This is a genomic window from Bradyrhizobium oligotrophicum S58, from assembly GCF_000344805.1.
GTDB classification, from domain to species: domain Bacteria; phylum Pseudomonadota; class Alphaproteobacteria; order Rhizobiales; family Xanthobacteraceae; genus Bradyrhizobium; species Bradyrhizobium oligotrophicum.
This window is the reverse complement of record NC_020453.1, coordinates 2,051,741-2,067,318: the sequence shown is the minus strand read 5'-3', so window position 1 is coordinate 2,067,318 and position 15,578 is coordinate 2,051,741. Positions and strand designations below refer to the sequence as shown.

Genomic DNA, 15,578 nt, shown 5'->3' with positions numbered 1-15,578 from the left:
CAATGCGTCTGGCCACAGGAAGTCACGCCCGTCTCGGAGCCACCTGGGACGGACGGGGGACCAATTTTGCGTTGTTTTCGGCCAATGCCGAGAAGGTCGAGCTCTGCCTGTTCGACAGCCAGGGCCGCCGGGAGATCGAGCGTATCGAGCTCCCGGAACGGACCGAGGACGTCTGGCACGGCTACCTCAACGACGTCTCGCCCGGGCAGCTCTACGGCTACAGGGTCTACGGCCCCTACGAGCCGGAGCGCGGCCATCGCTTCAATGCCAACAAGCTGCTGCTCGATCCCTATGCCAAGCGGCTGGCCGGCCGCCTGGTCTGGAGCGATGCGCATTTCGCCTACCGCGCCGGCTCGCCGCGAGAGGACCTCTCCTTCGACCGGCGCGACAATGCGCGCGGCATGCCCAAGGCCGTCGTCATCGACGAGACCTTCAACTGGGGCCGGCGCGAAATGCGTCCGCAGATCCCCTGGGAGGACACGATCATCTACGAGGCCCACGTCAAGGGCCTGACCAACAAGCGTGACGACGTCCCGCCCAATCTGCGTGGCACCTATGGCGGGCTGTCGTCGCCGGCGATGATCAAGCACCTCAAGCGGCTCGGCGTCACCACGATCGAGCTGTTGCCGATCCACGCCTTCATCGACGACCGCATGCTGGTCGAGAAGAAGCTGGTCAACTACTGGGGCTACAACACCATCTCGTTCTTCGCGCCGGAGCTGCGCTACGCGCAGGACAATCCGCTCGACGCTTTCCGGACGACGGTGGCGCGGCTGCATGACGCCGGCATCGAGGTGATGCTCGACGTCGTCTACAACCACACCGCCGAGGGCAATCATCTCGGGCCGACCTTGTGCTATCGCGGCATCGACAACGCGTCCTACTACTGGCTGCAGCCAGACAATCCGCGGTTCTACGACGACTTCACCGGCTGCGGCTCATCGGTGAATCTCACGCATCCGCGTGTGCTGCAGATGGTGATGGACTCGCTGCGCTACTGGGTCGAGGTCTGTCACGTCGACGGCTTCCGCTTCGATCTCGCCACCACGCTCGCCCGCGAGAAGCACGGCTTCGACCGGCGCAGCGGCTTCCTCACGGCGATCCGCCAGGACCCGGTGCTGGCGGGCGTCAAGCTGGTCGCGGAGCCCTGGGACGTCGGCCTCGGCGGCTACCAGGTCGGCGCCTTTCCATCGCAATGGTCGGAATGGAACGACCGCTATCGCAGCGCCATGCGGCGCTATTGGAGCGGCGAAGGCAGCCTGATCGGCGAGGTCTCGAGCCGCATGACCGGCTCGTCGGACATCTTCAATCACGACGGCCGCACGCAGCGCGCCAGCCTCAATCACGTCACCGTCCATGACGGCTTCACGCTTGCGGACCTGTTCAGCTACAACAGCAAGCACAACGAGGCGAACGGCGAGGACAATCGCGACGGCTCCAACGACAACCACAGCAACAATTTCGGCCATGAGGGGCCGACCGACGATGTGGCCATCAATGCGCTGCGCCGGCAGTCGCGCAAGAATCAGCTCGCCTGTTTGTTCCTCGCGCAGGGCCTGCCGCTGCTGCTCGCCGGCGACGAGGTCGGCAACTCGCAGAGCGGCAACAACAACGCCTATTGCCAGGACAACGAGGTCGGCTGGGTCGACTGGAGCGGCATGGGGCGCGAAGGTGACGACCTCATCGACTTCATTGCGCACATGACCGAGCTGCGCCGCCGCTTCGGCCAGATTCGCGCGCGCCGCTGGCTCGATGGCCGTCGCTCGGATGGCAGCTTCGGCGTGCTGTGGCTGACACCCTCGGCAGAGGAGATGACACAAACCGACTGGACCTTTCCCGATGGTCGATTTCTCGCCTATGTGCTCGCGCCGGTGGAACAGGAGCAGGCTCCGATCTTTATCGTTCTGAACGCCGCCCCCGAAGAGATCGGATTCAAATTGCCCAAGCTCGCCGAATACAAGACGTGGCAGCAGGTCCTCAACACCACTGAAGCCCAGCAGACGCAGATCGACTTCATCGCCGGCGCGGATCTCAAGGCGCCGCCGCGCTCCGTGCTGGCCTATGCGGGCCTGTCATGAGCGCCCGGCAGTTCGGGCCTCGCATCACCGGCAACGGCACGACGTTCCGGCTGTGGGCTCCCGCCGCGAAGCGCGTCGATCTGGTGCTCGACAGCAAGCATGAGATGCAGCGCGTCGATAGCGGCTGGTATGTGCTCGATGTCGCCGGAGTCGGTGCCGGCACGCAATATAAGTTCCGCATTGATGACGAGCTCGACGTTCCGGATCCAGGCTCGGATTTTCAGCCGGAGGACGTCTCCGGTCCCAGCGAAGTCATCGATCACGGCGCTTACCGCTGGCGCTCCTCGGACTGGCGCGGCCGTCCGTGGCAGGATGCCGTGTTCCTCGAAAGCCATGTCGGCACCTTCACGAAGGAAGGCACCTATCGCGCGATGATCGACAAGCTCGACCACCTCGTCGAGACCGGCATCACTGCGCTCGAGCTGATGCCGTTGGCGGATTTCGCCGGCAAGCGCAACTGGGGCTATGACGGCGTGCTGCTCTACGCGCCCGACAGCGCCTATGGCCGTCCCGACGATTTGCGCGCGCTGATCGACGAGGCGCATCTACGCGGCGTAATGGTGTTCCTCGACGTCGTCTACAATCACTTTGGTCCTGAGGGGAACTACATCGGCCGGTATGCACCGACCTTCTTCACCGACGCGCATACCCCGTGGGGCAGCGCCATCGACTACCGGCGGCCGGAAGTGCGCGCTTTCGCGATCGAGAACGCGCTGCATTGGCTCCGCGACTATCGCTTCGACGGACTGCGCTTCGACGCCGTCAATCACATCCTCTCCAACGAGGGGGAGATTCCAATGCTGCACGATCTCAGCGCGGCGGTCGGCGAATTCGCCGCGGCGGCCGGACGGCACATCCATCTCGTGCTCGAGAACGGCGACAACCGCGCCAGCATGCTCGACGCCTCCGAGGATCCGCCAAGCGGCAAATTCCGCGCGCAGTGGAATGACGACTATCACCACGTCTGGCACGTGATGCTGACCGGCGAGAACGGCGGTTATTACGGCGACTATCAGCAATCGCCGCGCAATGGCCTCGCGCGCGCGCTCGCCTCGGGCTTCGTCTATCAGGGCGAGCCGGCCGTGTTCTGGGGCGGCGACCCACGGGGCGAACCGAGCGGTCATCTGGCCCCCGGCGCCTTCATCAATTTCCTGCAGAACCACGACCAGATCGGCAACCGCGTGTTCGGCGACCGGCTGGAGGCACTGGCGCCCCCGGAAGGAATCGCGGCTGCGCTGGCGGCGACCTTGCTGGCGCCGACGATCCCGATGCTGTTCATGGGCGAGGAATGGGGCTCGAAGCAGCCGTTCCCGTTCTTCTGCGACTTCCAGGGCGACCTCGCACATGCCGTGCGCAGGGGACGCCGCAGGGAGTATGAGTGGGCGTACGCCAAATATGGCGACGAGGTCCCCGATCCGCTCGACATCGAGACTTTCAAGTCCGCGATCATCGATTGGGACTCCCGCAATGAGTCCCCTGGGCGCGCGCGTCTGGCGCTGGTACGCGCGCTGCTTGCCGTGCGGCACAAGGAGGTCGCGCCGCGACTGCCGGGCGCAAAATTCGGCGACGCCAATGCGACCGACGACGGGCGGCTGAGCGCTCACTGGGTGATGGGTGACGGCAGCAAGCTGCGGCTGCTCGCCAACGTCTCTGACAGGGAGCTGGCCTTCTCTCCGAGCGAGTTCGCGGGCACTCTGATTTGGGGCGGCACGCCTGGAGACCGCCTGCCGCCTTGGTCCGTCTTCTGGAGCATCGGAGGGTAACATGCCTCCGGCCATTCCGCTCGCGACCTACCGCCTGCAACTCACCGCCGATTTCAACTTCGAGGCGGCCGCGCGCGTCGTGCCGTATCTGAAGGCGCTCGGCATCAGCCATGTCTACGCCTCGCCTTTCATGAAAGCGCGCAAGGGCTCGACACATGGCTACGACATCACCGACCATTCCAAGCTCAATCCCGAGCTCGGTGGCGAGGAGGGCTTTGCCAAGCTGAGCGCGGCGCTGCAGCAGCACGATCTCGGCCTCATCCTCGACTTCGTGCCGAACCATGTCGGCGTGCATTTCGACGACAATCCGTGGTGGCTCGACGTGCTCGAATGGGGCGAGGCCTCGCCCCACGCAGCCTCCTTCGACATCGACTGGGACCAGTTGCCGTATCGCGCGCGCGGCGGAGTGTTGCTGCCGATCATCGGCACCTCCTACGGCCACGCGCTCGAACATGGCGATATCGAGCTGCGCTACGACGCCAGCGAAGGCTCCTTCTCCTGCTGGTACTTCGAGCATCGGCTGCCGATCGCTCCCGAGCGCTATGGCGAGATGCTGCGCATCATCGTCAAGGAAGCCGGCGAGGAGCATAGCGATGCGGGCAAACAGATTCTCGAACTGGTCTCGCGTTATCCGGGTCTGCGCCATCCCAATCGCAAGGAAGCCCCCGGCTTCAAGGCAGCGCTCATGGCCGTTCCCGGCGCGGCAGATATCATCGCCCGCGGTCTTTCGGCCTACAGGGCCGGCCCCGACCGGCCGGCGCAGACGCTCGCTCTGCATCACCTGCTGGAGCGGCAGAACTACAAGCTCGGGCATTGGCGGCTGGCGTCCAGCGACATCAACTATCGCCGCTTCTTCGACGTCAACACGCTGGCGGGCCTGCGCGTCGAGGATGCCGGCACGTTCGAGGCGATCCATCGGCTGGTCAAGAAGCTGATCGCCGACGGCCGGTTGCAGGGATTGCGGCTCGACCACATCGACGGCCTGCGCGACCCCGCGCAGTATTTCCAGCGCCTGCGCCGCCTGATCCGTGACGCCCGCGGGCCGGCGGCAGCGCCGTTCTATGTCGTGATCGAAAAGATCCTCTGCGAGCACGAGAAGCTGCCGAGCTTCGCCGGCGTGCACGGCACCACCGGCTACGAGTGGATGAACGTCATCACGCAGCTCCTGATCGACGGCAACGGGCTGGAGCCGCTCGACGAGATCTGGCGCCAGATCAGCAATAGGCCACCGAAGCTCGCGCCCGTCATCAAGGACGCCAAGCGGCGCGTGCTGGAAACGCTGCTGACCAGCGAGTTCACCGTGCTGACCCGGCTGCTGGCGCGGATCGCCAACGGCCACTACTCCACGCGCGACTATTCGGAAGACAGCCTGCGCCGGGCGCTCGAGCTCTACGTGCTGCACTTCCCGGTCTATCGCACCTATCTCACCACGGCCGCTCCGACCGAGGCCGACCGCAAGCTGATCGATCACGCCATCGCCGGCGCCCGCGCCGAATGGTTCGCCTCCGACGGCTCGATCTTCGAGTTCCTGCGCGATGCGCTGACCATGGATCTCATCAAGCGCGACCGCAGCACCAACCACAGCGTCCCGCGCGTGCGCCGCTTCGCTCTCAAGGTGCAGCAGTTCACGGGCCCGATGATGGCGAAATCGCTGGAGGACACCAGCTTCTATCGCTTCCACCGGCTGCTCCCGCTGAACGAGGTCGGCGGCGATCCGGCGGCGCATGCGCTCGCCATCGCCGACTTCCACAGACTGATGCGCGACCGCGCCAGGCACTGGCCGCACGGCATGACCGCCACTGCGACCCACGACACCAAGCGCGGCGAAGACGCCCGCACCCGGCTTGCGGCGCTCACCGAACTGCCCAGCGACTGGACCTCCTCGGTGGCGCGCTGGAAGACCTTGAACGCGCCTCATGTGGTGGTGGAGGGCAACATGCGCGCGCCCTCGGCCGCGTTCGAATACATGCTCTACCAGACGCTGGTCGGCATCTGGCCGGCGTCCGGCGCCGACGACAGCCTTCCCGGGCGCTTGCAGGCCTATGCGCTGAAGGCGGCGCGGGAAGGCAAGGAGGAGACGAGCTGGCTCAACCCGAACGAGGCCTATGAGAACGGCCTGCGCATGTTCATCGAGCGCATCCTCGACCGCGAGCGCTCGTCCGAGTTCTTGCAGTCGCTGGAGACGGTGGCTAGGCGGCTGGCGCTGCTCGGCGCGCTGAATTCGCTGACCCAGCTCACGCTGAAGGCCACCATGCCGGGCGTGCCCGATTTCTACCAGGGCACCGAGTTCTGGGATCTGTCGATGGTCGATCCCGACAACCGCCGTCCGGTCGATTTTGCCGCGCGCGAGACCGCACTGCGGGAGGCAGAGAAGCCGGACTGGGCTCGTCTCATCGAGCTCTGGCCTGATGGCCGCGTCAAGCTGGGCTGGACGCGGCATCTGCTCAAGATGCGCAACGAGCTCGCAGCGGTGTTCACGGACGGCGCATACGAGCCGCTGGAGGTGACGGGCCGCCACGCAGATCACATCGTCGCCTTCGCGCGTTGCCGTGGCCGTGAAGCGGCCATCGTAGTGGTCGCACGGGCGTTTGCGCCATTCACCGACAGCGGCCGGGTGTGGCCGCACGCCGACGCGTTCGACGCCGCGGTGCACGTTCCCGGTTACAAGGCCGAGGGCGTGCAAGATGGGCTCCTTCCGGTCTCCTCCATTTTCACCCATCTGCCGGCGGCGGTGATCCCGGCGCGGAGCGAGGCAGCAGCCGGGCAGATCGGAAAACGTCATGCGGGGCCGGCGGCGGTCGCCGCCACCTGATCAGCTCTTGGTCAGCAACCGCTGGCCACGGCTGCGAATGGCCGCTTGCGCCGCCTCGGCAAAGCGCTGCAACAACCAGGGCAGGACGACCTCGACCCGCACGTGATCCTCGGCGACATCGACATGGCCGGCTGCCGCCTGGCCGAGGGCGCGAACGCGAAAGATCATCTTGTCGCCCTCCCAGCGCTCCTCGTCGATGCTCAGAACCGGAACGCTGCGCGCGGCGCGGGTCAATCCCGCCTGCAGCCGGCGCACGGCCTCGTCCTTGCCGAGGCGATGCGGAATGGAAACGACAAGCGGTCTTGACATCGCGATCTCCTGACTAACAACCGTCTTGATGTAGTCATCAGCTGCCACGACCGCAAAGACACGCCCGCATTTTACCTGGACCTCGGCCGGAACTTTCGAAGTTCCCACCAGTTTCCTCGGCGAAGGCAGAGCACATTCGCCCCGCTGCCGGGCCCTGGAGGGAAGCACATGTCCATCGGAACTATCATTCTGATCATTCTCATCATCGCCCTGCTCGGCGGCTTTTCCGGCATCGGCGGCGGTCCCTTCTACGGCACCGGCTACTACGGCGGCGGCGGCCTCGGCCTGATCATCGTCATCATCCTGATCCTCGTCCTGCTCGGCCGAATCTGACGGTGCAACTGATTCGATCCGTTCGGGCAGAGGCGGCGCAGCCGTCTCTGCCCGCATTCCTATGATGCACTTGCGAGCTTCTTGATCGCGGGCTTGATCGATCCGGCGGCCTCGTCATAACCGTCCCACGCCTTGGCCTTGGAGAGCAGAGCCGGGACCGTGCGGATTGTGTAGCGCTTGGCATCGAGCCCGTTCTTGACCTGCGCCCAGGTCAGCGGCATCGACACCGTCGCGCCTTCGCGCGCCCGCGGCGACAACACCGCGACCGAGGTCGACATCCGGTCGTTGCGCAGATAGTCCAGGAAGATCTTTCCCTTGCGCAGCTTCTTCGACATGTTCAGCAGATACTGATCCGGATTATCGTTGGCCATCCACTGGCACACGCCCTGCGCAAACGCCTTCGCCTCCGGCCACGTCACCTTGTCGCGCGCGCCGTAGCGCAAGGGTGTCACGACGTGCAGCCCTTTCCCGCCCGTGGTCTTGCAGAAGCTCTCCAGACCAAGGCTCGTCAGCCGCTGCCGCATCTCCTTGGCGGCCGCGATCACCTCCTCGAAGGCGACGTTCGGCGCCGGATCGAGATCGAACACCAGCCGGCCCGGCACGTCGTAGACATCGGGCGCGCAATTCCACGGATGCAGCTCGACGGCCGCGACCTGCGCTACCGCGATCAATCCCTCGACGCGATCGATCTGCAGATACGGCTTGCGGTCGCCCGAGACCTTGACCAGCTCCAGCAGGTCCGACATGCCCTGCATGCCGTGACGCTGGAAAAATTTCTCGCCGCCGATGCCATCCGGCGCACGCACGATCGAGCACGGCCGCCCCTTGAGATGGCCGATCATCCAGTCGCCGACGGCTTCCAGATAGTTGGCGAGATCGAGCTTGGTGACGGGCTCGCCGTCACCGGCGTCCGGCCACAGCGCCTTGTCAGGCTTGGAGATCGCAATGCCCATCACGGTCGCCGCGCTCTTCGATCGCGACGGCGTCTTGTGCACGGTCGTGCCGCCGGTCGCGACCGTGGCCGCGGCCCGCGCCACCGGCTTGGCAACCTTGGTCGTCACCACCGGCTCCTCGGCGACGACCTCGCGCGCCGGCTTGTCCTGACGCAGCCCCTTGAACGAGGCTTGCCTGACATTGCCGTCACCGGTGAAGCCAGCAAACTCGATCTCGGCGACGAGCTCCGGCTTCAGCCAATGCACCTCGCGCACCCGACGCGGCGCGTTCTTGCCGCCGAACGGACTCTTGTCCGACGCCGCCGCCTTCAGCGCCGGCATGATCTCGTTCACCGTGTCCTGGCCGAAGCCGGTGCCGACGATGCCGACATAAGCGAGATGATCGTCCTTGTTGACGCCGACCATCAGCGAGCGGAATTTGCCGTTGGTGGTCTTCCAGCCGCCGATGACGACCTCGTGCCCGGGCCGCGTCTTGGCCTTGGTCCAGCTCTCGGTCCGTCCCGAATGATAGGCCGAGTCGAGCTTCTTCGAGACGATGCCTTCCAGTGACAGCTTGCGAGCGGAATCGAGAACGGTCTCGCCATCCGTCTCGAAGTGTTCGACATAGCGGATGCGGGGCGCCTTGCCTTTGATGCTCGCCTTCAACAGCTTCGCGAGCCGCGCCTTGCGTTCGCGCAGCGGCTGGCGGCGCAGATCGAACTCCTCCGCAAACATCAGGTCGAACGCAAAGAAGATCAGCTCATCGGTCTGACCGGCCGATATCGCCGCCTGCAGTGCAGAAAAATTCGGATTGCCGTCCTTGTCGAGCGCGACGATCTCGCCATCGATGATCGCGTCCGGCAGCTTGGCCGCTTCCTCGGCGATCGCGCCGAACTTGGCGGTCCAGTCCAGGCCTTTGCGGGTCTTCAACGTCACCTCGCCGTTCTCGACCCTGATCTGCACGCGATAGCCGTCGAACTTGATCTCGTGCGCCCAGCCCTCGCCGCTCGGCGGTTGCGCCACGGACGTGCAGAGCTCGGGCGGCACGAAGTCCGGCAACGACGCCACCGTCCGCGGGGCCACGGCCTTCGGCTCCTCCCCGGCCTCGGTCGCCTTCTTGCTTGCCTTGGGTTTGCTCGCCTTGGATTTGCTAATCTTGGGCTTGCTCGCTGAAACATGTTTCGACGACGGCTTGCTGTCGCTGCGGTTCGAGCGCCAGACCGCATCGGCATTCATGCGCTGCGCCTTGTCCAGCATGAACGGCTTCGGCGCCTTGCCCTTGCCGGCCGCAATCTGCTCCATCGTGCGTCCCGAGGCGACGGACTTGTCCGCATCCAGGATATCGTTGGCCTCGCCCTCGCGGGCGAACTCGTCGCGGTGCTTGATCAGCAGCCAATTGGTGCGCTTGCCGCCGGTGCGATCATGGCGCATCCGCACCAGCACCCAGCTGCCACGCAGCTTGTCGCCGTCGAGGGTGAACTTGAGGTCGCCCTTCTCGAAGCCGCGCTCGGGATTTTCGCTTTCCCAATAGCCGCGGTCCCACAGCATCACGGTCCCGCCGCCATACTCGCCTTCCGGTATCGTGCCTTCGAAATCGCCGTAGTCGAGCGGATGATCCTCGACCTCGACCGCGAGCCGCTTGTCGTGCGGATCGAGCGAAGGCCCCTTGGTCACGGCCCACGACTTGAACACACCGCCGAATTCCAGCCGCAGATCGTAATGCAGCCGCGTTGCGTCGTGCTTCTGGATGACGAAGCGCGGCCGTTCAGCGCGCGCGATCTTGGCGTCACCCGACGGCTCCGCGGTCTTGTCGAAATCGCGCTTCTTGCGGTAGGTGGAGAGCTTCCTGAGCGCCACGGTGATCCCTCGCGTTGAGTGGTAGCGTAGCAAAGCCGGGGAGATCGCGGAACCGGCCGTATCATCAGGATAACACCGGGCAAAGTTCCGCGTTCCCGCGCCTCGATGAGCCCAGGCTGCTCTGGGCGAACCAGCCACACACCTCGGCATCACCTGCCGCAAGACCGCGCGACCATGCCTTGGTTGATTGGCTTGATCTTGCTCATCCATGCGACCCAGCTATGAAGAACGACAGCTCCGCAACGCGCTGCGTAGGGTAGACGAAGGCGTGCACGCGGCGCAGCCCCGTGGGCGCCGCGCCCACCATCGGCATCGAATGTGGGCACGGCGCGACCATTCGCGGCAACAGCGCAGCCGCGCTCCTGCCGACCTACATCACGACATTCCCACCTCCGCCGATCAATGCTACCAAGCCCTACCACCCGCCCGATCCATGCCGAGGAGGCATCGATGTTCGACCTCAACCAGCTGCGCTGCTTCGTCACCGTGGCCGAGGAGCTGCATTTCGGCCGCGCCGCCGTCAGGCTCAACATGACGCAGCCGCCGCTGTCGCGGCAGATCCAGGTGCTGGAGCACATCATCGATGCGGCCCTGCTCGAGCGCACCAGCCGCTCGGTGAAGCTGACGCCTGCAGGCCGCAGCTTTTTGCCGGAGGCGCGGCGCATCCTGAAGATGGCCGAGGACGCCGCCCAGGTCGCGCGCCGGATCGCGACCGGCAAGAGCGGCTCGCTGAAGATCGGCTTCACCGCGGCCGCCGCCTACGGCTTCCTGCCCGAGCTCGTCGCCGCCTGCCGCACCCAGCTTCCCGAAGCCGACCTGTCGCTCAGCGAGATGGTGACGGGGGACCAGATCGAGGCGCTGGCCTCCGGCCAGATCGACGCCGGCCTGCTGCGGCCGCCGATCGCGCGGCCCGAATTCGCCACCCGCCGCGTCGTCGCCGAGCCGCTGTGCGCGGCGCTGCCCCGCCGCCACCGGCTGGCCGCGGCCGAGGCCGTGTCGATCCGCGATTTCGACGGTCAGCCCTTCATCATGTATTCGCAGATCGAGGCGCGCTATTTCCATGACCTGCTGGTGTCGCAGTTCATGCGCGCCGAGGTGCTGCCGCGCTATGTGCAGCATCTGAGCCAGATCCACTCCATTCTCGCGATGGTGCGCGCCGGCCTCGGCCTCGCCATCGTGCCGGAAGCCGCCTCCAGCCTGAAGATCGCCGACGTCAGGCTGCGGCCGCTGAAGCTGCGCACACCGACACCGGCCGAGCTGTTCCTGGTCTGGCGGCGCGATCACGACAATCCGCTGCTGCCGGCGCTGGTCGAGATCGCGGGCAGTCTCGCTGCCCTGCAGCAGGGGGAGGATTGATACTCAACCAGCATCAATCAATACCGTGATTGGGTTGGACCGGCATCGACCTTGGTCCTACGAAACGCCTCGAGGGATACACGCGCTGGCGCAATTGCCGCGTCCAATCCCAAGACATTCGTGACGACATTGGCGAGGACCCGCGCGATGAGCAAGATGACCCCCAAGGAAATGGCTGCGAAAATCGGCAGCGGCCTGCTCTCCTTCCCCGTGACGCCGTTCAAGGCCGACCATTCCTTCGACGAGGCCACCTATCGCGCCAACATGGACTGGCTGTGCGGCTATGACGTCGCCGGCCTGTTCGCCGCCGGCGGCACCGGCGAGTTCTTCTCGTTGACGGCGGCCGAAGTGCCCGAGGTCGTGCGGATCGCGGTCGAGGAGACCAAGGGCCGCGTGCCCGTGCTCGCCGGCACTGGCTATGGCACGGCGATCGCGCGCGAGATCGCTGTTGGTGCCGAGAAGGCCGGCGCCGACGGCCTGCTGCTGCTGCCGCCCTATCTGATGCATGCCGAGCAGGAAGGCCTCGCCGCTCATGTCGAAGCGATCTGCAATGCGGTCAAGATCGGCGTCATCGTCTACAACCGCGACAACGCGATCCTGCAGCCGGACACGCTGGCCCGGCTGTGCGAGCGCTGCCCGAACCTGGTCGGCTACAAGGACGGCATCGGCGACATCGAGCTGATGACCCGGGTCTACACCAGGATGGGTGACCGCCTGACCTATATCGGCGGCCTGCCGACCGCCGAGACCTTCGCCCTGCCCTATCTCGACATGGGCGTGACGACCTATTCCTCGGCGGTGTTCAACTTCGTGCCGGAGTTCGCGACCAACTTCTATGCCGCAGTGCGCAAGCGCGACCACGCCGCGATCCATGCCGGATTGAAGGATTTCATTTTGCCGCTGATCGCGATACGCAACCGCAAGAAGGGCTACGCGGTCTCGATCATCAAGGCCGGCATGAAGGTGATCGGCCGCGATTCCGGCCCGGTGCGGCCGCCGCTGACCGATCTGACGGATGCGGAGATGGCCGAGCTGACGGCGTTGGTGAAGGCGCTGCCGGCAGCGGCGGTGAGCCAGGCCGCGGAGTAAAGACGGGGCTGCGCCTTGCCCCTCATCCTGAGGAGCCTGCGTAGCAGGCGTCTCGAAGGATGAGGCCACAGCCTGGCCTCATGGTTCGAGACGCCCGCCAAGTGGCGGGCTCCTCACCATGAGGAGGACGGGCGCAGCAAGAACAAGGCGACCAAAGGAGGAGCACATGAGTCACGAAGCCACCAGCACAGGAATCTCCGGCGCGCCGGTCGTCACCGGCATGGAGGTCATTCCGGTCGCCGGCCGTGACAGCATGCTGCTCAATCTCAGCGGCGCGCATGGGCCGTTCTTCACCCGCAACCTCGTCATCCTCACCGACAATGCCGGCCACACCGGTGTCGGCGAGGTGCCGGGCGGCGAGAAGATCCGGCAGACGCTGGAGGATGCGAAGAGCCTGATCGTGGGCAAGAGCATCGGCGCCTGCAACACCATCCTGGCCACGATGCGCACCGCCTTCGCCGACCGCGACGCCGGCGGTCGCGGCAAGCAGACGTTCGATCTGCGCGTGATGATCCATGCCGTGACCGCCGTCGAATCCGCGCTGCTCGATTTGCTCGGCCAGCATCTCGGCCTGCCTGTCGCTGCGCTGCTCGGCGAAGGCCAGCAGCGCGCATCGGTCGAGGCGCTCGGATATCTCTTCTTCGTCGGCGACCGCAAGAAGACCGATCTACCCTACGCCACCGGCGCGGGCGAGCGTGAGGGCTGGTACACCTTGCGCCATCAGGAAGCGATGACGCCCGAGGCCGTGGTGCGGCTCGCCGAGGCCACCCACGATGCCTACGGCTTTGCCGATTTCAAGCTGAAGGGCGGCGTGCTCGCGGGCGAAGCCGAGATCGAGGCGGTGACCGCGATCGCCAAACGCTTCCCGCAGGCGCGCGTCACGCTCGATCCGAACGGCGCATGGTCGCTGGATGAGGCGATCCGGCTCTGCAAGGACATGCACGGCATCCTCGCTTATGCCGAGGACCCCTGCGGCGCCGAGGCCGGCTTCTCGGGCCGCGAGATCATGGCCGAGTTCCGCCGCGCCACGGGCCTGCCAACCGCCACCAACATGATCGCCACCGACTGGCGGCAGCTCAGCCATGCGCTGCGGCTCGGCGCGGTCGACATCCCCTTGGCCGATCCCCATTTCTGGACCATGCAGGGCTCGGTGCGCGTCGCCCAGACCTGCAAGGACAATGGCCTCACCTGGGGTTCACACTCCAACAACCATTTCGACATTTCGCTGGCGATGTTCACCCATGTCGCCGCCGCCGCCCCGGGCAAGGTCACCGCGATCGACACCCACTGGATCTGGCAGGACGGCCAGGCGCTGACGAAGGCGCCGCTGCAGATCGAGGGCGGCAGGATCGCCGTGCCGGAGCAACCCGGGCTCGGCATCGAAGTTGACCGCGGCGCCATCGAAAAGGCTCATGCACTTTACAAGACGCATGGGCTCGGCGCACGCGACGACGCCGTCGCAATGCAGTATCTGATCCCCGGCTGGACTTTCGACGACAAGCGCCCCTGTCTCGTGCGATGACGGGGGCGATCGGTTAGATTGTCCGAGCAATCGCGCAAAGTCTGGAGAACAACATGAACGCGATCCTCAAGAATTTCATTGCCGGCGAGTGGGTCGACGGCAGCGGGGTGACCCGCAACATCAACCCGTCCAACACCAACGACGTCGTCGGCGAATATGCCAAGGCCGACAAGGCGCAGACCGAGAAGGCGATCGCCGCCGCCAAGGCCGCGTTTCCGGCCTGGTCGCGCTCGACGCCGCAGGAGCGCTACGATGCGCTGAACAAGATCTCGGCGGAGATCCTGTCGCGCAAGGAAGAGCTCGGCCGCCTGCTGGCGCGCGAGGAAGGCAAGACCTTGCCGGAAGGCATCGGCGAGGTCGCCCGTGCCGGCCAGATCTTCGCGTTCTTTGCCGGCGAGGCGCTGCGCCTGACCGGCGAGAAGGGGGCCTCTGTCAGGCCCGGCCTCGACGTCGAGATCACCCGCGAGGCCGTCGGCGTCGTCGGCATGATCACGCCCTGGAATTTCCCGATCGCGATCCCCGCCTGGAAGATCGCGCCCGCGCTCTGCTACGGCAACACGGTCGTGTTCAAGCCGGCCGAGCTGGTGCCGGGCTCGGCGCACGCGCTGTCCGAGATCATCGCGCGCTCTGGCCTTCCCGCCGGTGTGTTCAATCTCGTCGTCGGCTCCGGCTCGGTGGTCGGCCAGACCCTGATCGACCATCCGGACGTCGCCGCGATCTCCTTCACCGGATCGGTCGGCACGGGCCGCAAGATCGCGCAGGCCTGCGTGCTGTCGAACCCGATGAAGAAGTTCCAGCTCGAGATGGGCGGCAAGAACCCGCTGGTGGTGCTCGATGACGCCGACCTCAAGGTTGCGGTCGAAGCCGCCACCAACGGCGCCTATTTCTCCACCGGCCAGCGCTGCACGGCATCGTCGCGGTTCATCGTCACCGAAGGCATCCACGACAAGTTCGTCGCCGCCATGACCGAGCGTCTCAAGGGCCTCGTCGTCGATGACGCCGTCAAGCAGGGCACCCATATTGGCCCCGTGGTCGACGGCAACCAGCTCGAGCAGGATCAGCGCTATCTCAAGATCGCCCAGGATGAAGGCGCCAAGCTCACCTGGGGCGGTGAATTGTTGAACCGCGAGACGCCCGGCTTCTACATGCAGCCGGCGCTGTTCACCGAGGCCAGCAACACCATGCGCATCGCCCGCGAGGAGGTCTTCGGCCCGGTCGCCTGCGTGATCCGCGCCAAGACCTATGACGAGGCGCTGGCGATCGCCAACGACACCGAGTTCGGCCTCGCGGCCGGCGTCTGCACCAGCAGCCTGAAATACGCCTCGCACTTCAAGCGCAACAGCGAAGCGGGCATGGTGATGGTCAATTTGCCGACCGCCGGCGTCGACTACCACGTCCCGTTCGGCGGCCGCAAAGGCTCGAGCTACGGCGCCCGCGAGCAGGGCTCCTACGCAAGAGAGTTCTATACCACGGTCAAGACGGCCTACACCTTCCCGGTGTGAGCCCTCGTCTGTCACGGGCGCCGTC

General features: G+C 65.8%; 10 protein-coding genes. 8 read left to right on the top strand and 2 right to left on the bottom strand.

From position 1 onward, the window contains the following. Positions 1 to 2: 2 nt before the first annotated feature. Genes glgX through treY form a run of 3 tightly spaced genes read left to right on the top strand, consistent with a single transcriptional unit; the run spans position 3 to position 6,653 of the window. Positions 3 to 2,078, top strand: coding sequence for a glycogen debranching protein GlgX (gene glgX, locus S58_RS08815; protein ID WP_015664936.1), 2,076 nt, complete (start codon positions 3 to 5; stop codon positions 2,076 to 2,078). Next, positions 2,075 to 3,841 (top strand): malto-oligosyltrehalose trehalohydrolase, encoded by a 1,767-nt coding sequence (gene treZ / locus S58_RS08810; RefSeq protein ID WP_015664935.1) that lies wholly within the window; start codon positions 2,075 to 2,077, stop codon positions 3,839 to 3,841. Before glgX ends, treZ begins: the two co-directional genes overlap by 4 nt. Position 3,842: 1 nt before the next feature. After that, positions 3,843 to 6,653 carry a malto-oligosyltrehalose synthase gene (gene treY, locus S58_RS08805; protein WP_015664934.1) on the top strand — a complete coding sequence of 937 codons (2,811 nt, stop codon included), beginning with the start codon at positions 3,843 to 3,845 and terminating at the stop codon, positions 6,651 to 6,653. Here treY and S58_RS08800 read toward each other — a convergent pair whose 3' ends face one another. Continuing rightward, entirely contained in the window at positions 6,654 to 6,962 is a 309-nt protein-coding gene (locus S58_RS08800) for a polyhydroxyalkanoic acid system family protein (protein WP_015664933.1), read from the bottom strand. A gap of 168 nt (positions 6,963 to 7,130) precedes the next feature. On the opposite strand from S58_RS08800, the gene S58_RS35975 reads away from it, so the two are divergent. Next, the gene (locus S58_RS35975) at positions 7,131 to 7,295 is read left to right on the top strand and encodes a DUF3309 family protein (RefSeq protein WP_015664932.1); all 165 of its coding nucleotides are present in this window, start codon (positions 7,131 to 7,133) and stop codon (positions 7,293 to 7,295) included. A gap of 59 nt (positions 7,296 to 7,354) precedes the next feature. On the opposite strand, the gene ligD is transcribed toward S58_RS35975, so the two are convergent. Beyond that, positions 7,355 to 10,084: a DNA ligase D gene (gene ligD / locus S58_RS08795; RefSeq protein ID WP_015664931.1), complete on the bottom strand. Its 2,730-nt coding sequence runs from the start codon at positions 10,082 to 10,084 to the stop codon at positions 7,355 to 7,357. Positions 10,085 to 10,534: 450 nt separating this feature from the next. Between ligD and S58_RS08790 the strand changes: the two genes are divergently transcribed. The 4 genes from S58_RS08790 to S58_RS08775 all read left to right on the top strand — a co-directional run bounded on the left by S58_RS08790 (position 10,535) and on the right by S58_RS08775 (position 15,553). Then, entirely contained in the window at positions 10,535 to 11,440 is a 906-nt protein-coding gene (locus S58_RS08790; protein WP_015664930.1) for a LysR substrate-binding domain-containing protein, read from the top strand. A gap of 147 nt (positions 11,441 to 11,587) precedes the next feature. After that, positions 11,588 to 12,529 (top strand): 5-dehydro-4-deoxyglucarate dehydratase, encoded by a 942-nt coding sequence (kdgD, locus tag S58_RS08785; protein ID WP_015664929.1) that lies wholly within the window; start codon positions 11,588 to 11,590, stop codon positions 12,527 to 12,529. Positions 12,530 to 12,695: 166 nt separating this feature from the next. Continuing rightward, complete coding sequence (gene gudD / locus S58_RS08780) at positions 12,696 to 14,051, top strand: glucarate dehydratase (protein ID WP_015664928.1); 1,356 nt, start codon at positions 12,696 to 12,698, stop codon at positions 14,049 to 14,051. A gap of 53 nt (positions 14,052 to 14,104) precedes the next feature. Further along, on the top strand, positions 14,105 to 15,553 hold the full coding sequence (locus tag S58_RS08775) for an aldehyde dehydrogenase family protein (protein ID WP_015664927.1): 1,449 nt from the start codon (positions 14,105 to 14,107) through the stop codon (positions 15,551 to 15,553). Positions 15,554 to 15,578 lie beyond the last annotated feature (25 nt).